This is a genomic window from Phocaeicola sp. ICN-14070 (assembly GCF_037892625.1).
GTDB lineage: Bacteria > Bacteroidota > Bacteroidia > Bacteroidales > Bacteroidaceae > Phocaeicola > Phocaeicola plebeius.
The window spans coordinates 50,829-73,715 of sequence record NZ_JBBKBF010000001.1; the positions used below are offsets into that span (position 1 = coordinate 50,829).

Consider the following 22,887-nt stretch of genomic DNA (forward strand, 5'->3'; position numbering starts at 1 on the left):
GGTGCAGCGGGGCTTTCTCATGCCCGCAAGTGAAGGAATATTCATGAAAAAATACAAAAACGAATACTTCCTGCATGGATATGTGCGCGAAAAATCCTATCTTTGCATGAAATTTTTCGCGAAATATGAAAATTAAGGAAATTGTGAATGCCCTTGAGATATTCGCGCCTCTGCCTTTACAGGACGGATTCGACAATGCCGGACTGCAAATCGGATTGACAGACGCGGAAGCTACAGGGGCTTTGTTGTGTCTGGACGTAACCGAAGCCGTGGTAGATGAAGCCATCGCACTGGGATATAACCTGATTGTATCTCACCATCCGCTCATCTTCAAGGGCTACAAATCGATTACCGGACGTGACTACGTGGAACGCTGCATCCTGAAGGCTATCAAGAACGACATCGTGATTTTCTCGATGCACACCAACCTGGACAACGCACCGCAGGGCGTCAACTTCAAGATTGCCGAGAAAATCGGACTGAAGAACGTAAGAATTCTGGAACCGAAAGAAAACCAGCTGCTGAAACTGGTTACCTTCGTACCGCAGGCACAGGCCGATGAGGTACGTAATACCTTGTTTGAAGCCGGATGCGGGTGCATTGGCAACTACGATTCCTGCAGCTATAATCTGGAAGGAAAGGGCACTTTCCGCGCACAGCCGGGCACACATCCTTTCTGCGGAGAAATCGGCCAGTTGCACGAAGAGCATGAGGTACGGATTGAAACCGTGCTGCCGGCATTCCTAAAAGGGAAGGTGCAAAAAGCCCTTGTCGAAGCACATCCTTACGAGGAACCGGCCTACGACTTCTATCCCTTGCAGAATGAATGGACACAGGCAGGAGCTGGCATCGTAGGTGAACTGGAAGAACCGGAAACCGAAACCGATTTCCTGCGCCGGATAAAGAAGCTGTTCGAGGTGGGCTGTGTAAAACATTCGCGCATGACAGGACGCCTCATCCAGACTGTCGCCCTCTGTGGAGGAGCAGGAGCCTTCCTGCTGCCCAAGGCCGTAAGAGCCCATGCCGACCTGTTCCTGACAGGCGAAGTGAAATACCACGACTATTTCAGCTACGAGAACGACATTCTCATTGCAGAGATAGGACACTACGAAAGCGAACAATATACAAAAGATTTATTATATTCAATCATACGGGAAAAGTTTCCGACACTCGACGCCCAGCTGACGCGTGTCAATACCAATCCCATAAAATACTTGTAGAAAACTATGGCTAAAGAAGCAAAGAAAGATCCGAATGAATTGAGTGTGGAAGAAAAGCTGAAAGCACTCTACCAGTTGCAAACCATGTTGTCGGAGATTGACAAAATCAAGACACTGAGAGGAGAGCTTCCGCTGGAAGTGCAGGACCTGGAAGACGAAGTGACGGGTCTGAGCACACGCATCGAGAAAATCAAGGCTGAAATCGAAGAACTGAAGTCAAACGTAGCCAGCAAGAAAATCGAAATCGAAACTGCCAAGGCTTCTATCGAAAAGTACAAGAGTCAGCAGGACAACGTACGTAACAACCGTGAATACGACGTACTGACTAAGGAAATCGAATTCCAGAGCCTGGAAGTGGAACTCTGCGAAAAGCGTATCCGTGAATATACAGCCGGCATCAAGTCAAAAGAAGAGGAAATCGTAAAGAGCGAACAGTTGCTGGAAGAAAGAAAGAAAGACCTGGAAGTAAAGAAGAACGAACTGGACGAAATCATCTCAGAAACCAAGCAGGAAGAAGAAAAACTGAGAGAAAAAGCCAAGAATCTGGAAGCTACCATCGAACCACGTCTGCTTCAGGCTTTCAAGCGTATCCGTAAGAACTCACGCAACGGTCTGGGTATTACTTACGTGCAGCGTGACGCTTGTGGCGGTTGCTTCAACAAGATTCCGCCTCAGAAACAGCTCGACATCCGTATGCGCAAGAAAATCATCGTATGCGAATACTGTGGCCGTATCATGATTGACCCGGAACTGGCTGGTGTAGAAACAGAAAAGCATCTGGAAACAAAAATGAAATAAGCGTCAGACTTCCGTCTGACAGCAGAAGAAGGGATTCCCGCTCAGGGGATTCCTTCTTTTTTATGCACTATAAATCTGCATAACGGGGAATGTCCGGGAGAAAATAATACGTATTCCGTGCATAGTCGATGCGGCAGCAGTAGTGACGAAGCCCGTTGCTCACCACCAGGTAATCCACCTTCAGCACCATGTTGTAACGGGTAATCTGGTCAAAGACAGCCTGCGTAATCTCCACCGAAGGAGCCTTGTATTCCACAATCATCTGCGGAGTCAGGTCGCGCCGGTAGAGCACCGTATCACAGCGTTTCTTCGTCCCGTTCAGGTTGATTTGTATCTCATTGGCCAACAGTCCTTGCGGATACCCCTTTTCCTTCAGCAGGAAATTCGTAAAATGCTGGCGTACCCACTCCTCCGGAGTCAGCGCTACATACCGGCGGCGAAGCACGTCAAATATCACGTTCTTTCCCTCTCGCTGGGCAATCTTGGTCTCAAAAGCAGGCAGGTTCAATGCAAACATAAGCGTTCTTCTATTACGAAGCAAAGATACTCCATTTTCTCAAAAGTACATAAAAGCTGAATTATTTTCCAAAAACCGAAGGTCTCCGGTAAGAGAAAATCCCAAATTCTTTTTTCTGTTTGCATTATTATTGTACATTTGCGTTTAAGGAAGATAATATCATCTTCCCAATATTTTATTTGGCAACACAAATTCTGAGAGCTAATGAAAACAAAAGAAGAAATCGTAGCAAACTGGCTCCCGCGTTATACCAAGCGGAAACTGGAAGACTTTGGTGAGTACATCTTGTTGACAAACTTCAATAAATACGTCGAAATCTTTGCCGAACGGTTCAACGTGCCCATTTTAGGACGCGATGCCAACATGATTTCGGCCCATGCAGAAGGCATGACCATTATCAACTTCGGCATGGGAAGTCCCAATGCAGCCATCATCATGGACCTGCTTAGTGCCGTACATCCGAAAGCCTGCCTGTTTCTGGGCAAGTGCGGAGGTATCGACAAGAAGAACCAGATAGGCGACCTGATTCTGCCTATCGCGGCCATCCGTGGCGAAGGAACATCGAACGATTATTATCCGCCTGAGGTGCCGGCTCTTCCGGCCTTTATGCTCCAGCGTGCCGTATCTTCGGCCATCCGTGACCACTCACGCGACTACTGGACCGGAACGGTGTACACCACCAACCGCCGCATCTGGGAACACGATGAGGAGTTCAAGAAATACCTGCTGAAGACCCGTGCCATGGCAGTGGATATGGAAACGGCGACTTTGTTCACCACCGGATTTGCCAACCACATTCCTACGGGTGCCCTGCTGCTCGTGTCCGACCAGCCCATGATTCCGGAAGGCGTGAAAACGGAGCAGAGTGACAGCATGGTGACCAAGAATTTCGTGCATGAACACGTAGAAATCGGTATCGATGCCCTGCGCATGATCATCGATGAAAAGAAGACCGTGAAACACCTGAAATTTGACTGGTAAACCGACGAAAATGGCAAAGGAAGTCACTTACGAAGAGATTGTACGCAACCTGAAGAACCGCATCTATGCGCCCGTATATTTCCTCATGGGCGAAGAGGATTACTACATCGACCGGATTGCCGACTACATCATCGACACCGTGCTCAGTGAAACGGAAAAGGAATTCAACCTGACCGTCACATACGGGGCCGATACGGATGTGGCTAACGTCATCAACGCCGCCAAGCGTTACCCGATGATGTCGGAATACCAGGTGGTAGTGGTAAAGGAAGCACAGAGCCTGAAACGCATCGAGGAGCTGGCTTTCTACCTGCAGAAGCCCCAGAAATCGACCATACTGGTGGTATGCTACAAGCACGGCAGCATTGATCGCCGGAAGAAACTGGCCGCCGAAATCGAGAAAAACGGGGTACTGTTCGAATCGCGGAAGCTCAAGGACAGTCAGATTCCCGGTTTCATCTCCTCATACCTGAAGCGGAAGAAAGTGGAAATCGAGCCCAAGGCATCGGAAATGATGGCCGAGTTTGTAGGAGCCGACCTGAACCGTATGGCCGGCGAACTGGAGAAGCTTATCCTGACACTGCCGGAAGGCGCACGCCGCATCACACCGGAACAGATTGAGCGGAACATCGGTATCAGCAAAGATTACAACAACTTTGAGCTGCGGAGCGCACTGGTGGAAAAGGACGTGCTGAAGGCCAACAAAATCATCAAATACTTCGAGGAGAATCCCAAGAACAATCCGCTACAAATGACACTGGCCATTCTGTTCAACTTTTTCTCGAACCTGATGCTGGCCTATTATGCACCTGAGAAATCAGACCAGGGAATAGCGGCTCAGTTAGGCTTGAAAAGTCCGTGGCAGGCGAAAGAATACATGGCAGCCATGCGACGTTATTCAGGCGTAAAGGTGATGCAAATCATCCATGCCATTCGCGAATGCGACGCCCGGTCGAAAGGTATAGGCAATCCTTCCACGCCCGATGGAGAATTACTGCGCGACTTGATTTATTTCATTCTTCATTAACCGAAACTGAATCTCTGAAAAGAGGAAAGCAATACGCTGTACAAGCGGCATACATCTGAAAAAGACCGGATGTATGCCGCTTTTTCGTTTTTCACGAGAATTGAAAAATCAGGAGGAGAATACAAATGGACGTCAAATTTTCAATTCTCACGAAGTTTCCCTACAAACGGTAAATTACAGATAGAAGTGGAAGGTACAAAATACAAATGTAATCACTTATTTGTGTAGAATTGGATGATTTACATTTGTATTCTGCCTATTTATCCGCCACAAATGTAAATTTTAGCAAACGGGTAGGGGAGATATTACACTGATACAATGCAATTTACAAGAATAAAGTGTTACTTATCTAAATGTAAACGAATAAATATAACATGCAGCTTTAAGAAGCATAATACACTGAATACCAGCATATTTTAGAATAATATCTACAAATCTGTTCAATAAAACAACCTGAAAGAGCGAATAAACTCTTATTTTTCCCATATATACACATGTATACAATTATAATATACTAATATCCAACCCAATAACCGACTAAACTAAAGTTAATTACAAATGTATTTACACTTGTATAAAAGCGTAAATGTACAATTGGAATGATATGATTTACACTTGTAACAATGTAAATTTAGATTTATAAATTTGCATTTCTAAATTTAAAGAATTACTTTTGTAATCAACAAACAAAGCCATTTCCATTTGTATATGAAGGACCGGATTCTAAAAGTCATGCAAAAAGAGGGTTTATCGAATGCCGAATTCGCCGAAAAGATAGGCATCTCCACCTCTTCACTGTCGCACATCTTCAGCGGGCGAAACAAACCCAGCCTGGAAGTCGTCATGCGCATCCATAAAGCATGTCCGTACATCAACATCAACTGGCTGCTCTACGGTGAAGGCGAAATGGAAGAAAGTGCTCCCGCCGTAACAGGCATGGACTTGTTCTCACAACCGCTCGAGAATCCGAAAAACACGACCGAAGAGCCGGCTCACTCCGATTTTCGCAAGGAGAACGAGGTTCCCACCGTGGTTTATCCGCCAAAAGAGATTATCAGAGAGGAAGTTAAGTACATCGAAAAGCCGCATCCGAAGATTACCGAAATACGTATTTTCTTCGACAACGGCACATACGAGGTATTCAAACCCGAAAAATAAGTCCCCGAACGACAAAAGCACCCGCCAAGGTGTTAGGCATATAAAAGGTAAATTCGTATCTTTGCGCGAAAGAAACGAATTTACCTTTTTTTATATGAAGAAATACATCTTAGATTTGATAGTCACCGAGAACACTCGCCTGCACGCGAACTACGTTCTCATCAAGCTGACGCAAGAGGCTCCCTTGCCCGAAATGCTTCCGGGACAGTTTGCCGAAATCCGGGTGGACGGTTCGCCGACTACCTTCCTGCGTCGCCCCATTTCCATCAACTACGTAGATAGAGAGAAAAACGAAGTATGGTTCCTCGTCCAGCTTGTGGGCGACGGTACCCGTAAACTGGCTACCGTACAGAAAGGCGATACAGTAAACGTAGTGCTCCCGCTGGGCAACGGATTCACCATGCCAGCTTCTGCCGATACCAAGGTGCTGCTCGTGGGCGGCGGTGTAGGTACGGCTCCCATGCTCTACCTGGGCGAAGCGCTCCTGAAGCAGGGATGCAAACCCACCTTCCTGCTGGGTGCCCGCTCGAAGAACGACCTGCTCCAGCTGGAACAGTTTGAAGCCCTCGGCGACGTATACACCACCACCGAAGACGGCAGCATGGGCGAAAAGGGATACGTCACCATGCACAGCGTACTGAAAGCACAGAAGTTTGACATGATTTACACCTGCGGCCCGAAACCCATGATGATGGCAGTGGCCAAGTATGCCAAAGCAGAAGGCATCGAATGCGAGGTGTCACTGGAAAACACCATGGCCTGCGGCGTCGGAGCCTGCCTCTGCTGCGTGGAAAAGACAGACGAGGGACATGTGTGCGTATGTAAAGAAGGTCCGGTATTTAATATAAAGAAACTATTATGGCAGATTTAAGCGTAAACATCGGTAAATTGAACTTGTCGAACCCGGTCATGACCGCATCGGGTACATTCGGATATGGACTGGAGTTTCAGGACTTCGTGGACCTGGAGAAAATCGGAGGTATCATCGTGAAGGGAACCACACTTCACCACCGTGAAGGAAACCCTTACCCGCGTATGGCCGAAACGCCCATGGGTATGCTCAATGCCGTGGGATTACAGAACAAAGGCGTGCATTATTTCGTGGACCATATCTATCCGCAAATTAAGGACATCCGTACGAACATGATTGTAAACGTGTCCGGCTCACAGGTGGAAGACTATGCGGAGACGGCTTCCATCATCAACGAACTGGAAAACATCCCGGCCATCGAGCTGAACATTTCCTGCCCGAACGTGAAGCAGGGAGGTATGGCTTTCGGTGTAACAGCTCACGGAGCTGCCGAAGTGGTGAGTGCCGTGCGTAAAGTCTACAAGAAGACACTGATTGTAAAACTGTCGCCCAACGTGACAGACATCACCGAGATTGCCCGTGCCGTAGAAGGTGCCGGGGCCGACAGCGTGTCGCTCATCAACACCCTGCTGGGTATGGCCATCGATGCAGAAAAGCGTCGTCCTATCCTGTCGACCGTGACCGGAGGTATGAGTGGTGCTGCCGTGAAACCCATCGCCCTGCGCATGGTATGGCAGGTAGCTAAAGCCGTAAACATTCCGGTAGTAGGTCTGGGTGGTATCATGAACTGGAAGGACGCCGTAGAATTCCTGCTAGCAGGTGCCACTGCCATCCAGATTGGTACAGCCAACTTCATTGATCCGGCCATCACCGTGAAAGTGGCTGAAGGCATCAACGACTATCTGGACCGTCACGGATACAGTTCCGTACGCGACATCATCGGTGCACTGGAAATCTGAAAACAACACTTTTCAAGGCCCGAAAACAAGCATAAAAAAACGTCCTTGCGTTCGTCACAAAACGCAAGGACGTTTTCTTTTAAACGCAAGTGCGTTTTACCTAAAACGTAAAGGCGTTTTAAATGAAACGAACTTGCGTTTTTTTGAGAGGGAAAGAGCCGCTGTAAGGTGTACTGGGAATCACTTGAATAATTACTTCAACACCTAATCCTGCTGGTATCCGGACATACTTTTGATATAACTCCATTTTGACAAAAAAGATAATTCAACTTTTCCTTCACTGCTTATTATCGTAATCTTATTCTTATCAATTGCTATTTTCTCACTTTTTAAAATACATTCTTTTTTAAAGTCTTCATCTATATTAAACTCAATGAATTTTACACTTAGAAAACCGAATACAAACTGAACTATATTTATCTTTCTTTCTATCCACTTAGAAGGCATATCTTTAGGCATGTCCTTTATATCAAATCTTATATCTAACTCAATGTCTTCACCTGTTATTATTGTAAATTCATGGATATATATAGATTCCAAATCTGGCAAAATACCGTTATACAGTTTTTCTACTTTTTCTTTTCCATCAATAATTGACCACATAAATATTTTTATTATTCATTTATCATAAATATAATGTTTTCTGTACCTGGATATATTACATACCGAGCATTTTACCCCAAAGAGGTACTGTGTCCATTACTTCCATAATTTACTTTCTGTTTTAGGAAATATTTTGGGAAGTGAAAATAAGATATTTATATGACTTCTCAAAATAGAAATATAGGGATCTCTTAAACCATCGTTTTGAGGAATTATCAGAGATGTAGAATTTTTGATATAATTATCAACTAATATCAAGAAATAACATCTGTAGTAAATGTTGGTGGTATCCCTAAAAGAGATTTATATTCTTGATATTAAAAATGGTCTGAAGTACTTTCCATGACCTTCTTTTTTCGCTATTTTTGTAGGGTAAAACAGATGGGATAGTTATAAACGAAAAAACCCGTTCTTGATGAACGGGTATATCCTTAACTTGGTTACGTGTTTTGATAACAGAGGCTTTACCAAGCATTACAATGCAAAGGTACGGTTTTTATTTGAATAAGCAAAATGAAATATAAAAAAGTAGTCAGATTATATTCTAATTCGAGAGTTTCCAAATATTACAAGGCGACCAACCGCAACAAAAACAAGGCAGTCATGCTCTATTTTGCCAACATGAAGATAGCACAGGCATTTCATCCGTTGCTGTCTTCCTTTGAGGTCATATTGCGTAACCAGTTGCATTATGCGCTGGCACGCCATTTCTCCGACGGAAACTGGATTATCAACCAGAAGTCCGGATTCATGGTTGCTTCTTCTCTGACATACACGAACAAGCGGACAAAGAAAAAAGTTACCAATGACTATATCTTAAAAGAAGTTCTGAAAGCAGAAAAGAAAATAGCCGACCGGGGGGTCAAGGTTACGACTGGCAGGGTAATAGCTGAACAGACCTTGGGATTCTGGAATAGTTTTTATGAAACGCACCACTATGCGCTTTTGGCTGGTGTACCATGCCGGATTTTCAAGAAGCTGCCTTCCGGGTACGGACGAAAGGAGATTAACGATATTATAGTGAAGGTTCGTGAACTGCGCAACCGCATCAACCATAACGAGCCGATATGTTTCGTAAATAGAAAATGCGACTTCTCCTATGTGAAGAATATGTATATGATAATTAGTGATTTTCTCACATGGATAGACCCAGAGATTATGCCCTCGCTAAGAGAGGTGGATAAAGTATGTAAGATAATAGAAAAAGAAGAAAATAAACAAAAACAATGATTGGTTCTTATTGGGCTTGGTGTCTCTTTGTTGCTTCATCTTACAAACGTTATGATATAAGTTTATTTGGACAAGATTTGTACGAGTTTCGTGTCATCAATTTGTTTGGCGAAATCCAATGAAGACCGACCTGCTTTATTTAAATGGTAAATATTTGCATTGTATTCGATGAATAGTTCTACCATTCGATAGTCACCTCTTGCATTAAATACCGCAGTCCACAAGGGATTATTGCCGTAGGCATCCTCAATATTAATATCCGCATTTTTGCTCAACAGCAACCTTGCTATCTCAATATTGAGGTATTGGGCACAGTAATGCAAAGGCGTTTGCCCATTTGAATCCTGATGATTTAGGTCTATATTCCTATTTATTAAATCTTTTGCTATGTCATTCTTGCAGGCGGCAATAGCCTCTTGCAGCAGATTTTGCTTATACTCATTACAGCAATCAATATCTACCCCAACAATACTCTTTTCGTACAGTGCGTATGTACCAAGTCTGATTATTGAGAAAATTTCATTATTTTTCATATTTATGTCTTTTATTTGTTTTTTCAATGATTCCTGTGTACTCCGAGTTTTCATTATATTAAGAAAAACATATTCCTAAAATACCAGCTAGTATTAAGAGAAAACCGGCACACCATATTCTATTCTTGCCATAATTATTATCATACAATGCTTTATCTACTTTTGTTCGAGGCGTATTTACACCTGTGAGAAAATTTGAATATATAACTTTTTTCCTCTTAACATATTTATAATATGTAAATCTTAATAATGCCCCCAAATAATCTGTTATCCATGCTTTTATCATATTTTCATTCTTATTGCTTTTCCTCCTAATACTCCAGTTGATTTATTTAGATTGTTTCAGTAACGTACAGTTTTCATCTTTATAGTCTTGTAGCTGGGAATTGTATATTAACAAATCCAGTCTTTTATGATTTAAGACCTCCAATGCAAAGGCAATTGAAATAGAATCTGTATCTATAATTATGATAGTCTAATACATTTTTTACACTCTCAAGTTTTAGTTAAAAACAAACCTATTAAATTTTGTATTAGCCATATAAGCCTTTACAAAATGCTCTGAAATAGGCCCGATTATTGAATCATTATTACAGCATTTCAATTTTTCACCAGATGATTTTATAACCCACCAATTATACGTTCTCCCTTCGCGTCTAATTATTATAGTTGAATCATTCCAATAAACTGCACGTACACTATCGATTACAGGGTCATGATCACTTGACAATTTACATTTTAAATAATGTGTAGCATAATAATCGTCAGGAGAATATATATAGTAGTCATCTACCAGTTTAATACTGGTTGGTGAACAACTTATAAGAAAAAAAAACAATATAAAATTAAACAATGTACCATTTTTTGAATGAGAAACTCCCAAATGAGAGAATCGCATTAACAGTTTTTCCAAATCTTTCTTATCCATGACTATTCTTTTATCTGACGATTAGTACTATTATTTCCGGATTTTCGCCAAAGATATTGTAAATCAATGGCTATTTACAAATATAGAATATATTTTCAATAATCTCTCATAAAAGACAGACTACCTTTGTAACAATTGAAAATTATTCAGAATCAAATGTTTAGTTGAATCTTCTACTCGTATTTATGGGGAAATAATGGTACTACTGTATGCTGGAAATCTTGAGCCCTTGTTTGTAGAAATATATCAAATTAAATATAGCTTGTCCAAATAGAATATAAATCAAATCCGAAAGGAAGATTGTCAATAATTTTATACTCATTCATGAATTATTGCTTTTATCTTGTTACGTTCCAGTGCCTTTAATAATAGGATTGTAGCTATTGTATGTCCATGCGCCTACATAAACGATGGATATTATTTTATTTTTACAAAGAAAATTTTATATACCTCAGATATATTTCTTTGAGAGTAATGTGGGGTCGCAGAATTGATATATAGTATAGAATCTCCGTTATCATAATAAGGAATCCCGAATTGGTCAACAATATTATTAGAATAAATCAATTTACACCACTCATCCATGCCTCCAACTTCCCATATACCATGAGAAGCTGCCATAAAAGGCACTGGGAAATTCAAAGAAAAGGTCATATCTCGATTGAAAGTCAGTATTAAATGTTTGTACTTATCTATTGAATCCTTATAAGTGCTAAGTTCCGTACGATATATATCTAATTTATATTCACCTACGATACTTCGTTTTTTATCCATTTTATAATCATCGTTGGATATGCCCCAATATAGTGCATATCCAATAATAAGGGACAATAATATAATTATCATTTTTTTCATTTAACCTTATCTTTGCTTTTTAAGAAATCGATGATTAGCATTTTATATTTATACTCACTTGTGCCAAATTCTGATAAATCCTCTAAATAATGCTATGCAAGTGGTATATCGTATCGAGTTTAAATACATATTTAAGTCAAAGGCAAGCGCAAACTGAGCCGAGAATACGCTTAATTTCCACAAATATACATAACATTCCTCATATCTCCGTGATGACGGCCAACAATATTACAATATGAAATTATTCATAATCATACAATTAGTTCACTATACGGTTGCCTCCCACCCAAATAGTAACGGTATTCTTCAATGAAGGATTACCTTATCGAGAATTCACCATTGTTCTTAAGAGTAATGTGATATTTATCTTTTTTGTATAGATAGTAAGATTCCTTCTTGAACCACGTATATACTTGTTTGTTGGTATGGTCCAATAAAGCAAAAGATATGGTATTGATTCTCGTAAGATTGTTATCCATTATGAAAGGTACATTCTTAACCGTTATATTTTTCTTGAATGGTCCCTTATATATTACTCCCCCTCGTATTATCATAAAGTCATAGCTTAGGGATGACATGTCTATAAGAGCTTTCATATCAAAGACAAACGAGATATCTTTCATCAGGATAGAGTCAGCGTCATAATTCTCTGAATAACCGGAAGTCTTGTAGTCAAGATAACCCGTGTAGTCCTCCTTAGAGACAAACGGATATTGCGGCTTCTCGCTTGGAAAGAATACAAGCAAACATATTGCATATATCGACAGGCACAACAGCGCATACAGTATTTTACGTGAAGACATATTTATTATCCGTTTATTGGTGCATCATTTCATATTATCAAGAGTATAACCAAAGTTACGAATTCTATATCGAATTATCAATCAGTCTATTAAAAGAAATATCTCTTTTTTCTATAGTAACTATCATTCATAGCCTGTTTATGATGTAACACTATACTAACGACAACATCCTTAAAACACCATACAGTAATAACATTATTCCTATAGCATACAACGCTAGGATATTAAAATATATTTGATCAAATCGAGGCTTCTCTACTTTACTTGTCAATTTTATAAATATGATGACATTCAGCCCTATTAGCATTATACATATATTTTCATACTTACTGAGAACAAGTTCAAGTAAACTAAAAATAGTTGAGACTATAACAATTATCCAGCAAATGCCATTCTTAATGCTACCTGTTGGATTTCTTTTCCGTATTGTAAATAGCATGACACAACTTATTATAAGTAGTACAATACTCCACCAGATTTTACTTTCCATATCACTTTATTTTAGATTTTTAGCAGTCTAACTTAACCGACTGATAAACAACATTTATCAAAACATTTGATTACTCTTTCCTTTTTTTATCGAATGGATAATCTTCTTTCCATGAATTTTCTTTTATGATATAGATGCAGCTTCTATCTTCAAAGACCTCATCGCTTATTTGACGAAAAGTAACGGCGTCGATATCATCCAGTTGCTTCCTGTCAAAGAAGACATGATGTTTGTCGGTTGCAATGCGCCCGTAAAAATAGAATGTGGCATTTTTTACGTCCAATGAATCTTTGAGGAAAGGTTCTCCATTCAAGAAAAGCATATCATTAACTAAATATTTGCCGACACCGATTTCCTCAAAACGCCGAATATCTATATCCCGGATAATTACAGAATCACCATAAATGACATTCCTGCCATTGCGGAAATAACAGTACCCCGGCTCGATAGGATGTTGTAAGGAGTCTATACGACATAAATCCCACGCTTGAGTTTTATTATTATACACGGTCAGATAGACATAGTTCTTATCAATAAACCAGTCTTCCCCTATAATTCTAAAACTGTTTCTGTCAACATCCGTTCTCTTATCATAGTGATAAACGTAGTCTTTATCCCGCATCCATTCGTCCTGTTTGGAACCGAGACGATACACAAAGTATTCTGCTGTTTCGACATCTATGCCACTGTGAGAAGGGCTTATGTAGGAACTGTATGAACCGCTACCCGAATAGTCTCGGATATATACATTGTCTTTATCCACAGCAACTCCACTGGCATTGATATGGAATGTTTTGGCATCTACGTTTTCTATCAACTTGTCTCCAAACCAGACATGGGTTGCATCCTTTGCCCATTGGTTATCTAATACCGTAAATGTTGATTCGTCCACATCTTTGAGGTAGCCCCAACTGCCGTGATTTATCAATTCAAGCGAATGTTCAACCGAGATATAGTATATTCCTCTGATATTTTTATAGTAGGTATAATAATCACTATCAACTTTATTACCTCTAGGAATAGGTAAAACTAAATACAGCGACACAAAAACAAACAGACCAATTATGGAAGCTATAATAGTTACTATTTTAGAATACATCTTTAATTCTTGTTTTTTCATCGCTTGCCTCCTTTCCGCCAAAGGGCTTAGAATAGTCGTATGATTAAGATAATGTCAATCAAAGATAGTGTATTATATTACGACCGGCGTTGTCGGAACATCTTCATCGATACAATGTCCATCCGCATCAAACAGACCAAATATCCTCTCAATCTCAGAAGTCAGCATTGCCGATAGCGAATCCCATGATTTAAGCGGTGTCGCATCATAGCGGTCACAATAGCATATCTTATCATCCAACGTATTGAGATAGAGTTTTGAGCCGTCATATTCATAAGTACCCAAAAGATACCATGAATCCAAATCGCTTCTGTCATAGGATGTCCTGCAACCATGCAATGCCAATGTGCAATTCATTATATCAAAGCCATTGGATACATTCATCAGAAAATCCTTGTAAACTTTAGGTATAGCGATTCCCAATCTCTTCTCCAAATCGCAAACTTCTGTTTCCGTGACACATGGGTACATAACATTAAGCCAGGCATACTCGGCAATATGAGGAGCTTTTCCAATTCTTTCTTTTCCATATTTATTTAGATAGGTTAATACATTACTTTCCAGGTTTCTCACTAACGATATCGTAAAACGATGTTCATATACAAATATATGAAACATTCTTCATAATTCCCCTCGATAACCATTCTATTCTCTTTATAAAGAATAAATTAGATATAAATTATCCTACAATAGAAGAATAAACACAAGAAAGAAAAAGGCAACTGATTAGAGTGCTATTCACGTCAAAAGAAAGACCTAAAGCAAACAAAAGAAGAGATGGAATAATACTTTCCGACATGCATATAAGCATTTCGGACGTAATGCACTCTCCTGTACATTACGTCCGAAATATCAAATACTTTATTTTATTTCCCTTCCAGCAAATCCGGACGCAAACGCTGGGTCCGTTCAAGCGACTGCTGGAACTCCCATTCACGAATCTTCGCTTCATGGCCGGACAGCAAAATGTCGGGCACCTTCCAGCCGTTGTATTCTGCCGGACGCGTGTACACCGGAGGAGCCAGCAGGTTGTCCTGGAACGAATCGGACAAAGCCGACTGCTCATCGGAAATCACTCCCGGAATGATGCGGACAATCGAATCGGCAATCACCGCTGCCGCCAGCTCGCCGCCCGTCAGCACATAGTCACCAATGCTGATTTCCTTCGTGATGAAATGCTCGCGGATGCGGTAGTCGATGCCCTTGAAGTGTCCACACAGAATAATCAGGTTCTGCGACAGCGACAGCGTGTTGGCCATCTTCTGGTTGAACTGCTCGCCGTCGGGCGTCGTGAAAATCACCTCGTCGTAATGACGTTCCGCCTTCAGTGCAGAGATACACCGGTCAATCGGCTCAATCTTCATCACCATGCCGGCACATCCCCCGAACGGATAATCGTCCACCTTACGGTAACGGTCGTACGCGTAATCGCGCAGGTTATGGATGTGAATCTCGGCAATTCCTTTCTTCTGAGCACGGCTCATGATGGAGTAATTGAAGAATCCTTCAATCATTTCCGGCAATACGGTTATAATGTCTATTCTCATTTGTCTGCGATTGTTTTTTGCAAAAGTACGAATATTTTTGCTACTTTTGCATGAAACATTACGCTTTAATGTCATGACAGAAATAGAAAGAATCGACCAGCTGCGTGAAGAGTTACACACGCATAATCATAACTACTACATTCTCAATGCACCAACCATCAGCGACCAGGAATTCGACCGGCTCATGCGCGAGCTGCAGGATTTGGAAGCGAAACACCCCGAACACTACGACGAGAACTCGCCGAGCGTGCGCGTGGGCAGCGACCTGAACAAGGAGTTCCGCCAGGTGGAACACAAGTATCCTATGCTCTCACTGGGCAACACGTATTCCGAGACAGAGGTGCGGGAGTTCTACGAACGTGTGCGGAAGGCACTGAACGAGGACTTCGAAATCTGCTGCGAGCTGAAGTTTGACGGTACGTCCATCTCGCTGACCTACGAAGACGGACGACTGGTGCAGGCGGTGACGCGTGGCGACGGTGTACGGGGCGATGACGTGACGGACAACGTGAAGACCATCCGTTCCATTCCGCTGCGTCTGTCGGGCGATGGTTATCCCCGCCGGTTTGAAATCCGCGGTGAGATTCTGATGCCGTGGACGGTGTTCGAGGAACTGAACCGCGAACGTGAGCAGCGTGAGGAACCGCTTTTTGCCAATCCGCGTAATGCGGCTTCGGGTACGCTCAAGTCGCAGAACTCGGCAGTAGTGGCTTCGCGCAAGCTGGATGCCTACCTATACTATCTGTTGGGCGAGGAACTGCCGCACGACGGGCATTATGAAAACTTGCAGGAAGCGGCACGCTGGGGTTTCAAGGTGTCGTCGCACATGCGCAAGGCCCGTACGCTGGAAGAGGTATTCGACTTTATCAACTACTGGGACTTGGAGCGCAAGAATCTGCCGGTGGCTACCGACGGCATTGTGCTGAAGGTAAACTCACAGCGCCAGCAGCGCAACCTGGGTTTCACGGCCAAGTCGCCGCGCTGGGCCATCGCTTATAAATTTCAGGCGGAACAGGCTTGCACCAAACTGCTGAAGGTGACGTATCAGGTGGGACGTACGGGAGCAGTAACCCCCGTAGCCAATCTAGAACCGGTTCAGCTTTCGGGTACGGTGGTGAAACGTGCTTCTCTCCACAATGCCGACATCATCGAGTCGCTCGACCTGCATTTGGGCGATATGGTGTACGTGGAAAAGGGCGGCGAAATCATTCCGAAGATTACGGGAGTGGATAAGGACGCACGTCCGGAAGGAAGCGAGAAGGTAACTTTCATCACACACTGTCCGGAATGCGGCAGCCGACTGGTACGCTACGAGGACGAAGCCGCACATTACTGTACGAACGAAGACGGTTGCCCTACACAGATAAAGGGCCGCATCGAGCATTTCATCAGCCGTCGTGCCATGAACATCGAAGGACTGGGACCGGAAACCGTCGACCAGTTCTATCAGGAGGGACTGATTCACGATGTGGCCGACCTCTACGCGCTGCAAGCTGCGGACATCTGCCGCCTGAACCGCATGGGAGAAAAATCGGCCGAGAACATCATACAGGGAGTAGAGAAATCGAAGACCGTTCCCTACGAGCGTGTCATCTTTGCACTGGGCATCCGCTTTGTGGGCGAAACCGTGGCCAAGAAAGTGGCACGTGCGTTCCGCTCCATCGACGACCTGAAATCGGCTACGCTGGACGACCTGATTCACGTGGACGAAATCGGCGAAAAGATTGCACAGAGTATCCTGCGTTATTTCCACAGCGAGAAGAATCTCCAGCTCATCGAACGCCTGCGTGAAGCCGGAGTGCAGATGGCCATCAGTGAGGAAGAGACAGCCGGACAGACCGACAAGCTGCAAGGCCAGTCCATCGTCATCAGCGGCGTATTTGCCCGCCACTCGCGCGACGAATACAAGGCACTTATCGAAAAGCATGGCGGAAAGAACGTGGGCAGCATCTCCAAGAAAACAAGCTTCATTCTGGCCGGAGAGAACATGGGCCCCAGCAAGCTGGAAAAAGCAGAAAAACTGGGCATCCGCATCGTAAATGAAGAGGAGTTTCTCGGAATGATCGGCGAATAAAGTGCCAGTCCTTTACAAATTATTTATAAAAGGCAAAAAAACGATTAAATCTATAGGTTAAATTGAAAATATTCGTACTTTTGTACACTTGTTAAAGTGATTATATTTCATTTATGATAGTAAGAAGACTGAAAGGAATGGGGGTGGCTCTGATTACTCCCTTCAAGAGCGACGGTAGCGTGGATTATAACGCGCTGGTACGACTCGTTGAATATCAGGTACAAAATGGGGTGGATTTTCTCTGTGTACTGGGTACCACTGCGGAAACACCGACACTGACTGAGGAAGAAAAAAGACAAATCAAGAAAGTGGTGATAGAACGCGTCAACGGTCGTGTGCCAATTTTGCTGGGCATCAGCAGCAACTGCACGCAGACGGTGCTCAACACGCTGAAAAATGAGGACTTCACAGGAGTGGATGCCGTACTGGTGGCCGTTCCTTATTATAATAAACCTTCACAGGAAGGCATTTACCAGCACTATAAAGCCATTGCCGAAGCTACAGATCTTCCGGTAGTGCTTTACAATGTGCCGGGACGTACCGGTGTGAACATGACGGCCGAAACAACCTTGCGTCTGGCACGCGACTTCAAGAACATCGTGGCTATCAAGGAAGCATCGGGCAACATTACACAGATGGACGATATCATCAAGAACAAACCGGAGAATTTCGACGTAATCTCGGGCGACGACGGTATTACCTTCCCGCTGATTACCTTGGGAGCCGTGGGCGTTATCTCCGTTATCGGAAATGCCTTTCCGCGTGAGTTCAGCCGCATGACACGTCTGGCACTGGCCGGCGACTACAACAATGCGCTGACCATCCATCACCAGTTTACGGAGCTGTTCAAGCTGCTGTTTGTCGACGGTAACCCTGCCGGAGTGAAAGCCATGCTCAGCATGATGGGAATGATTGAGAACCGTCTGCGCTTGCCGCTGGTTCCTACCCGCATCACTACTTACGAACAGATGCGCCGCATACTGGATGAGCTGAAAATAAAATGCTAAAAAAATCACGGCAGAGTCCTGCCGTGACCGCATAAAAAAAAGAGATTTCAAATCTGTACAGAACCTGTCTGATTTGAAATCTCTTTGCTTTTTGTTGTATCCAAAGTCATCTTCTTCAAAGGGCGGGCATCAATTTTCTGCCTGATGCAGAAGCGATGCCAGTTCGGAGGGAGTTACATTCTTTGCCACAATGGCTCCACGGTCGTTCACCAGGTAATTGATGAATCCGTGCTTCAGGTCGTACGACTTGAATATCTCCGAATTTTCACCTTCCATTTCCTGATAGACGTTATCGCTGATACCGTCCTGGCGAACCGCAGCGTTGAATACCGACTGGTAGCGGTCGAATGAAATGGAAATCATCTCAACACGGGCGTCGTCCGAAACCACATTGTGCAGTCTGGCATTGCGTGTACGCGATGCGGCGTCGTAACTGGCCCAAAAGCTCAGCAGGATGTAATTGCCTTTTGCGGCTTGCAGGCTGAGCGGCTGCTTTTCTTTTCCGAGCACTAACTCCGGAGCCTGAGCCCCAAGCGGAAGTTTCTCGGTGGGAGTCTTTCTCTTGTCAAATGACAGAGAAATGAAGGAACTGAATACTAATACAACAAAAAACCACTTTACATTTTTAAGCATGTAATTTGATTTTAGTTAATACTATCCGGTACTGTGTCCTTACAGTGATTTCCTGCCCGGAACATTACTTCTGTGGCCGGAACAGCAGGACTGCCCGGCCACGTGAATCTGGGAAATCCGTTGCAAATATACGGTTTATTTCCCTAAAAAGTTCAGAAAAGTCTAATATTTTATGTTTTTAAGCATAATTTTTAAGTTTCATCTGAAGCATCTCCCCATTTTCTGCCACGTAAACGTACTTGTCGGCCCCACGGTCTTCCACTTCTATACGGTAGTAATTTCCGGTTTCTGTTTCAAAGAAATCCACATCGTCGACCTCCATTCCGCTTCCTGACAAATCGGCCAAAGCTTGACGTACGCCTTCGGGAAGGGTACTGTATTCGCGCTCTTCTATCTCGTATGTAGTATGCATCCAGGAAAGAACTCCATCAGCCAGTTTGTAGTACACTTCTTTCTGACGGCCACCGTCGCTAATTTCCACTTCGATACCTCCTTTTTCTTCTTCAATGTCCAGAATCACAGCCTGAGGATATTTTGTCTTTACCAGCTCCTTCACCTCCGATGTCTGTCCGGGAGTTACCGGAGTATGTTCTCCCCATTCTGCTTCTTCACGAATCAGCGTGCCATCTTCCAGATAGGTAAGTTCATATTCCTTCTCACCCGATTCCACTTCAATGACGTAAATCACGCTGGCATCGGTTTTCTCAATCTTGTCCACATCATCTACTCTCCATGATGCGTATGCACCGGTTTTAAATGCATCTTGCACAGTTTGCGGTAATTGAGCAAAAGGAATGTCATATTCCGTCATCACCCATACACCGTCGGGAGTAAACCATGCTTTGTTCTCATACCCGTTATCTGCAAACTCAGCTTCATAGAACTGACCTTTTTGTTCCCAGTCCACTCTCGATACATTCGGGTATCGGGTATCAAAAGCTTCTTGCAGGTTTGCCGAAACTTGCAAACGGTCGTCATCATCTTTATCACAGCTCTGCAGGCCGACTACACCTAGTGTCATCATTGCCCAAAATACAAACTTCTTCATAATTCAGTGTCCCTTTTTTCTTTTGTTTGTGACAAAGGTCTGACACAATTCTGAAAAGATTTTGAAATAATCTGCGAAGTTGGAAAAAAAATGAGATTTCGCGTGCCCAGTCTATTTTTATCACTATATTTGGGGCACAACAACTTAGCCTATTTATATATGATATATATACACCGCATTCTTGTGATCTTTTTCTGTCTGTTTTTCTCCACTGTATCGGCTCAGAAAGTGGGACTGGTACTCAGTGGGGGCGGAGCAAAAGGTCTGACACACATCGGCATTATCCGTGCACTGGAAGAAAACAACATCCCCATCGACTATGTCACGGGTACTTCCATGGGCGCCATCATCGGTTCGCTGTATGCCATGGGCTATTCGCCGGACGACATGGAAAAGCTCATCAAATCGGAAGATTTCAAACGATGGTATTCCGGAGGGATACAGGAAAAATACATCTACTATTTCAAACGGAATCCGCCTACACCGGAGTTTATCAATATCCGTGTATCATTGAAGAATCCGCTGCACAAGGTAAAAACACAGTTTCTGCCTTCCAGCGTGGTCGACCCGTTGCAGATGAACCTGGCATTCGTGGAACTGTTCGGACAGGCTACTGCGCTCTGCCGGGGGAACTTTGATAATCTGTTCATTCCTTTCCGCTGCGTAGCTTCCGATGTGTATAACAAACGCCCAATCATCTTCAAGGAAGGTGATTTGGGAGATGCCGTGCGTGCTTCCATGAGTTTCCCTGGCATGTTCAAACCCATTGAAATAGATTCCGTACTGGCGTATGACGGAGGAATATATAACAATTTTCCTGTTAATGTAATGACGGAGGACTTTCATCCGGACATCATTATCGGTAGCGTGGTAAGTTCCAATCCCGGGAAACCGCAGGAGGGAGACATCATCGGACAGCTGGAAAGCATGATCATGCAGAAAACAGATTACTCCGTTCCCGATTCTACGGGCATCCTGATGACCTTCAAATACGATGATGTGAGCCTGATGGACTTCAACCGCTTTGACGAACTCCACGACATCGGCTATAAGCGTACCATGGAACTGATGGATTCCATCAAGAACCGGATATCGCGCCGTATGGACTATCGCTTGCTGGAGAAGGAACGCATGGCATTCAAAAAGAAAATGCCTGAATTCCGCTTCCGCAATATCATTATTCATGGAGCAAACGACCAGCAGAAAAAATACATCCGTAAGGAATTCCATAGCGAAGAAGACGGCACATTCTCTCTGGAAGAGCTTCGGAAAGGATATTTCCGCCTGATGTCATCCGATAATATGATTTCTGAGATTATTCCTCATGCGGTATATAATCCCTACGAAAACGATTTTAATTTGGATTTGAAAGTACGTATGAAGGATGACCTCTCTCTGAGAGTAGGAGGAAACGTTGGCTCAAACGGAGCCAATCAGGTATATATAGGAGCCACCTACCACAACTTGAACAATTTATCCAAGGAATTCTCACTGGATGGGCAGCTGGGACAAATCTACAACAACTTGCAGCTATCCGGACGTATTGACTTGCCAACCCGGTTGCCGACTTCGTATCGTCTGGTTGCTTCCTTATCTACCTTCGACTACCTGAAGCAGGAAAAACTGTTGAGCAAAGGAAATACTCCGATTTTCAACAAACAAAAAGAAGAGTTTGTCAAGTTGTTTGTATCCATGCCTTTCCTGAGCAGGCAAAAAGCAGAATTCGGTATCGGGGTAGGCCAGTTGGAAGACCAATACTTCCAGACGAACGTCATTGACTTTAGCTCAGACGTACGCGACGCCAGCAAATATACCATATTTGGCGGTTCGGTTGCATTGGACGGAAATACACTTAACAGCCGGCAGTTTGCCACTTCCGGACGGCATGAAAGACTTGCCGCACACATTTATACTGGGGTGGAACGGTACTATCCAGGAAACGAAGATCCCGCCTATACGGAAAACTATAAATACATCCAATCATGGCTGCAAATAGCCTATGAACTGGAAAAGTATCATACACTCAACCCTCATTTCTCGCTAGGAACCTACCTGAAGGCCTATTATTCTTCGCGTAACTTTAGCCACAATTACCGGGCTACCATGATGCAGGCTGGAGAATTTGCACTTACGGCTCACAGTAGAATCACCTACAACGAAGCATTCCGGGCTAATCAGTTTGTAGGAGCAGGTGTATGTCCAATCTACCAGTTCAACAGCGTGCTTCAGGTAAGACTAGGCATGTATGGATTCGCACCGATTTTCCCCATTCGGGAAGAAAGTGGTAAAGCACGCTATGGAAAAGTGTTCTCACAGTTCGAATATATGGGCGAACTGAATCTGGTAGTCAGACTTCCTTTCGGCTCCATATGTGCCTACCTAAATCACTATAGTTCACCGAGTAACAACTGGAATTTAGGCCTCACACTAGGCTGGCAGATATTTGGAAGTCGGTTTATGGAATAATTTTTATTGAAAAAAATCGCAGAAATATTTGGAAGTTTCGTACAAACTCCATACCTTTGCACCCGTCAAACAAAAAGGA

Annotated in this window: 23 protein-coding genes; 11 read left to right on the plus strand and 12 right to left on the minus strand. The window is 43.4% G+C overall.

Annotated features, from left to right (window positions below; genetic code table 11):
- The first annotated feature begins 125 nt into the window (after positions 1-125).
- Entirely contained in the window at positions 126-1,220 is a 1,095-nt protein-coding gene (locus WKT20_RS00230; protein ID WP_270653568.1) for a Nif3-like dinuclear metal center hexameric protein, read from the plus strand.
- 6 nt (positions 1,221-1,226) lie between these two features.
- Complete coding sequence (locus WKT20_RS00235) at positions 1,227-2,018, plus strand: zinc ribbon domain-containing protein (RefSeq protein WP_007558331.1); 792 nt, start codon at positions 1,227-1,229, stop codon at positions 2,016-2,018.
- A 67-nt stretch (positions 2,019-2,085) separates the two neighbouring features.
- Here WKT20_RS00235 and WKT20_RS00240 read toward each other — a convergent pair whose 3' ends face one another.
- Complete coding sequence (locus WKT20_RS00240) at positions 2,086-2,535, minus strand: type I restriction enzyme HsdR N-terminal domain-containing protein (protein ID WP_304323712.1); 450 nt, start codon at positions 2,533-2,535, stop codon at positions 2,086-2,088.
- Between the two features lie 204 nt (positions 2,536-2,739).
- Between WKT20_RS00240 and WKT20_RS00245 the strand changes: the two genes are divergently transcribed.
- The 5 genes from WKT20_RS00245 (at position 2,740) to WKT20_RS00265 (ending at position 7,471) form a co-directional block, all read left to right on the plus strand.
- Complete coding sequence (locus tag WKT20_RS00245) at positions 2,740-3,516, plus strand: AMP nucleosidase (RefSeq protein WP_007558324.1); 777 nt, start codon at positions 2,740-2,742, stop codon at positions 3,514-3,516.
- A gap of 10 nt (positions 3,517-3,526) precedes the next feature.
- Positions 3,527-4,543: a DNA polymerase III subunit delta gene (gene holA, locus WKT20_RS00250; protein ID WP_117673808.1), complete on the plus strand. Its 1,017-nt coding sequence runs from the start codon at positions 3,527-3,529 to the stop codon at positions 4,541-4,543.
- A gap of 708 nt (positions 4,544-5,251) precedes the next feature.
- Positions 5,252-5,701 carry a helix-turn-helix domain-containing protein gene (locus tag WKT20_RS00255; protein ID WP_007558318.1) on the plus strand — a complete coding sequence of 150 codons (450 nt, stop codon included), beginning with the start codon at positions 5,252-5,254 and terminating at the stop codon, positions 5,699-5,701.
- 94 nt (positions 5,702-5,795) lie between these two features.
- Positions 5,796-6,572 (plus strand): dihydroorotate dehydrogenase electron transfer subunit, encoded by a 777-nt coding sequence (locus WKT20_RS00260; protein ID WP_118441591.1) that lies wholly within the window; start codon positions 5,796-5,798, stop codon positions 6,570-6,572.
- Positions 6,560-7,471 (plus strand): dihydroorotate dehydrogenase, encoded by a 912-nt coding sequence (locus WKT20_RS00265; RefSeq protein WP_117673811.1) that lies wholly within the window; start codon positions 6,560-6,562, stop codon positions 7,469-7,471. The genes WKT20_RS00260 and WKT20_RS00265 overlap by 13 nt, the downstream gene beginning before the upstream one ends.
- A gap of 204 nt (positions 7,472-7,675) precedes the next feature.
- Here WKT20_RS00265 and WKT20_RS00270 read toward each other — a convergent pair whose 3' ends face one another.
- A complete protein-coding gene (locus WKT20_RS00270) occupies positions 7,676-8,074 on the minus strand; it encodes an Imm50 family immunity protein (protein WP_340416603.1) in 399 nt (132 codons plus the stop codon).
- A 513-nt stretch (positions 8,075-8,587) separates the two neighbouring features.
- Here WKT20_RS00270 and WKT20_RS00275 point away from each other — a divergent pair.
- Complete coding sequence (locus tag WKT20_RS00275) at positions 8,588-9,304, plus strand: Abi family protein (RefSeq protein WP_022053277.1); 717 nt, start codon at positions 8,588-8,590, stop codon at positions 9,302-9,304.
- A 62-nt stretch (positions 9,305-9,366) separates the two neighbouring features.
- Here WKT20_RS00275 and WKT20_RS00280 read toward each other — a convergent pair whose 3' ends face one another.
- The 8 genes from WKT20_RS00280 to trmD form a co-directional block, all read right to left on the minus strand.
- Positions 9,367-9,837, minus strand: coding sequence for an ankyrin repeat domain-containing protein (locus WKT20_RS00280; protein WP_270765641.1), 471 nt, complete (start codon positions 9,835-9,837; stop codon positions 9,367-9,369).
- Positions 9,838-9,895: 58 nt separating this feature from the next.
- Positions 9,896-10,123, minus strand: coding sequence for a hypothetical protein (locus WKT20_RS00285; protein ID WP_270765640.1), 228 nt, complete (start codon positions 10,121-10,123; stop codon positions 9,896-9,898).
- Between the two features lie 216 nt (positions 10,124-10,339).
- Positions 10,340-10,765 carry a hypothetical protein gene (locus tag WKT20_RS00290; protein ID WP_178287817.1) on the minus strand — a complete coding sequence of 142 codons (426 nt, stop codon included), beginning with the start codon at positions 10,763-10,765 and terminating at the stop codon, positions 10,340-10,342.
- A 417-nt stretch (positions 10,766-11,182) separates the two neighbouring features.
- Positions 11,183-11,620, minus strand: a complete 438-nt coding sequence (locus WKT20_RS00295) for a hypothetical protein (protein WP_340416604.1) — start codon at positions 11,618-11,620, stop codon at positions 11,183-11,185.
- Between the two features lie 317 nt (positions 11,621-11,937).
- Positions 11,938-12,423: a hypothetical protein gene (locus WKT20_RS00300; RefSeq protein WP_340416605.1), complete on the minus strand. Its 486-nt coding sequence runs from the start codon at positions 12,421-12,423 to the stop codon at positions 11,938-11,940.
- A 560-nt stretch (positions 12,424-12,983) separates the two neighbouring features.
- Entirely contained in the window at positions 12,984-14,033 is a 1,050-nt protein-coding gene (locus WKT20_RS00305; protein ID WP_340416606.1) for a DKNYY domain-containing protein, read from the minus strand.
- 72 nt (positions 14,034-14,105) lie between these two features.
- The gene (locus WKT20_RS00310; RefSeq protein ID WP_340416607.1) at positions 14,106-14,651 is read right to left on the minus strand and encodes an SMI1/KNR4 family protein; all 546 of its coding nucleotides are present in this window, start codon (positions 14,649-14,651) and stop codon (positions 14,106-14,108) included.
- A 248-nt stretch (positions 14,652-14,899) separates the two neighbouring features.
- Positions 14,900-15,580: a tRNA (guanosine(37)-N1)-methyltransferase TrmD gene (gene trmD / locus WKT20_RS00315; protein ID WP_022053273.1), complete on the minus strand. Its 681-nt coding sequence runs from the start codon at positions 15,578-15,580 to the stop codon at positions 14,900-14,902.
- A 73-nt stretch (positions 15,581-15,653) separates the two neighbouring features.
- Here trmD and ligA point away from each other — a divergent pair, with 73 nt between their 5' ends.
- Together ligA and dapA are read left to right on the plus strand one after the other, a co-directional pair.
- On the plus strand, positions 15,654-17,654 hold the full coding sequence (gene ligA / locus WKT20_RS00320; protein WP_118165418.1) for an NAD-dependent DNA ligase LigA: 2,001 nt from the start codon (positions 15,654-15,656) through the stop codon (positions 17,652-17,654).
- 113 nt (positions 17,655-17,767) lie between these two features.
- Complete coding sequence (gene dapA / locus WKT20_RS00325) at positions 17,768-18,661, plus strand: 4-hydroxy-tetrahydrodipicolinate synthase (RefSeq protein WP_007558307.1); 894 nt, start codon at positions 17,768-17,770, stop codon at positions 18,659-18,661.
- Positions 18,662-18,790: 129 nt separating this feature from the next.
- Here the strand turns inward: dapA and WKT20_RS00330 are convergent, their stop codons facing one another.
- Entirely contained in the window at positions 18,791-19,294 is a 504-nt protein-coding gene (locus WKT20_RS00330; protein WP_117701886.1) for a thioredoxin family protein, read from the minus strand.
- A 178-nt stretch (positions 19,295-19,472) separates the two neighbouring features.
- Entirely contained in the window at positions 19,473-20,342 is an 870-nt protein-coding gene (locus WKT20_RS00335) for a PepSY-like domain-containing protein (protein WP_117673815.1), read from the minus strand.
- Between the two features lie 159 nt (positions 20,343-20,501).
- On the opposite strand from WKT20_RS00335, the gene WKT20_RS00340 reads away from it, so the two are divergent.
- Entirely contained in the window at positions 20,502-22,808 is a 2,307-nt protein-coding gene (locus WKT20_RS00340; RefSeq protein ID WP_340416608.1) for a patatin-like phospholipase family protein, read from the plus strand.
- The last annotated feature ends 79 nt before the right edge of the window (positions 22,809-22,887 follow it).

Coding starts and splice junctions, on each gene's coding strand:
- WKT20_RS00255 (WP_007558318.1), top strand. CDS start 5,252: ATGAAGGACCGGATTCTAAAAGTCATGCAAAAAGAGGGTTTATCGAAT.
- WKT20_RS00235 (WP_007558331.1), top strand. CDS start 1,227: ATGGCTAAAGAAGCAAAGAAAGATCCGAATGAATTGAGTGTGGAAGAA.
- WKT20_RS00285 (WP_270765640.1), bottom strand. CDS start 10,123: ATGATAAAAGCATGGATAACAGATTATTTGGGGGCATTATTAAGATTT.
- WKT20_RS00330 (WP_117701886.1), bottom strand. CDS start 19,294: ATGCTTAAAAATGTAAAGTGGTTTTTTGTTGTATTAGTATTCAGTTCC.
- WKT20_RS00340 (WP_340416608.1), top strand. CDS start 20,502: ATGATATATATACACCGCATTCTTGTGATCTTTTTCTGTCTGTTTTTC.
- WKT20_RS00290 (WP_178287817.1), bottom strand. CDS start 10,765: ATGGATAAGAAAGATTTGGAAAAACTGTTAATGCGATTCTCTCATTTG.
- WKT20_RS00260 (WP_118441591.1), top strand. CDS start 5,796: ATGAAGAAATACATCTTAGATTTGATAGTCACCGAGAACACTCGCCTG.
- WKT20_RS00280 (WP_270765641.1), bottom strand. CDS start 9,837: ATGAAAAATAATGAAATTTTCTCAATAATCAGACTTGGTACATACGCA.
- trmD (WP_022053273.1), bottom strand. CDS start 15,580: ATGAGAATAGACATTATAACCGTATTGCCGGAAATGATTGAAGGATTC.
- ligA (WP_118165418.1), top strand. CDS start 15,654: ATGACAGAAATAGAAAGAATCGACCAGCTGCGTGAAGAGTTACACACG.
- holA (WP_117673808.1), top strand. CDS start 3,527: ATGGCAAAGGAAGTCACTTACGAAGAGATTGTACGCAACCTGAAGAAC.
- WKT20_RS00295 (WP_340416604.1), bottom strand. CDS start 11,620: ATGAAAAAAATGATAATTATATTATTGTCCCTTATTATTGGATATGCA.
- WKT20_RS00240 (WP_304323712.1), bottom strand. CDS start 2,535: ATGTTTGCATTGAACCTGCCTGCTTTTGAGACCAAGATTGCCCAGCGA.
- WKT20_RS00310 (WP_340416607.1), bottom strand. CDS start 14,651: ATGTTTCATATATTTGTATATGAACATCGTTTTACGATATCGTTAGTG.
- WKT20_RS00230 (WP_270653568.1), top strand. CDS start 126: ATGAAAATTAAGGAAATTGTGAATGCCCTTGAGATATTCGCGCCTCTG.
- dapA (WP_007558307.1), top strand. CDS start 17,768: ATGATAGTAAGAAGACTGAAAGGAATGGGGGTGGCTCTGATTACTCCC.
- WKT20_RS00300 (WP_340416605.1), bottom strand. CDS start 12,423: ATGTCTTCACGTAAAATACTGTATGCGCTGTTGTGCCTGTCGATATAT.
- WKT20_RS00245 (WP_007558324.1), top strand. CDS start 2,740: ATGAAAACAAAAGAAGAAATCGTAGCAAACTGGCTCCCGCGTTATACC.
- WKT20_RS00305 (WP_340416606.1), bottom strand. CDS start 14,033: ATGAAAAAACAAGAATTAAAGATGTATTCTAAAATAGTAACTATTATA.
- WKT20_RS00275 (WP_022053277.1), top strand. CDS start 8,588: ATGAAATATAAAAAAGTAGTCAGATTATATTCTAATTCGAGAGTTTCC.
- WKT20_RS00265 (WP_117673811.1), top strand. CDS start 6,560: ATGGCAGATTTAAGCGTAAACATCGGTAAATTGAACTTGTCGAACCCG.
- WKT20_RS00270 (WP_340416603.1), bottom strand. CDS start 8,074: ATGTGGTCAATTATTGATGGAAAAGAAAAAGTAGAAAAACTGTATAAC.
- WKT20_RS00335 (WP_117673815.1), bottom strand. CDS start 20,342: ATGAAGAAGTTTGTATTTTGGGCAATGATGACACTAGGTGTAGTCGGC.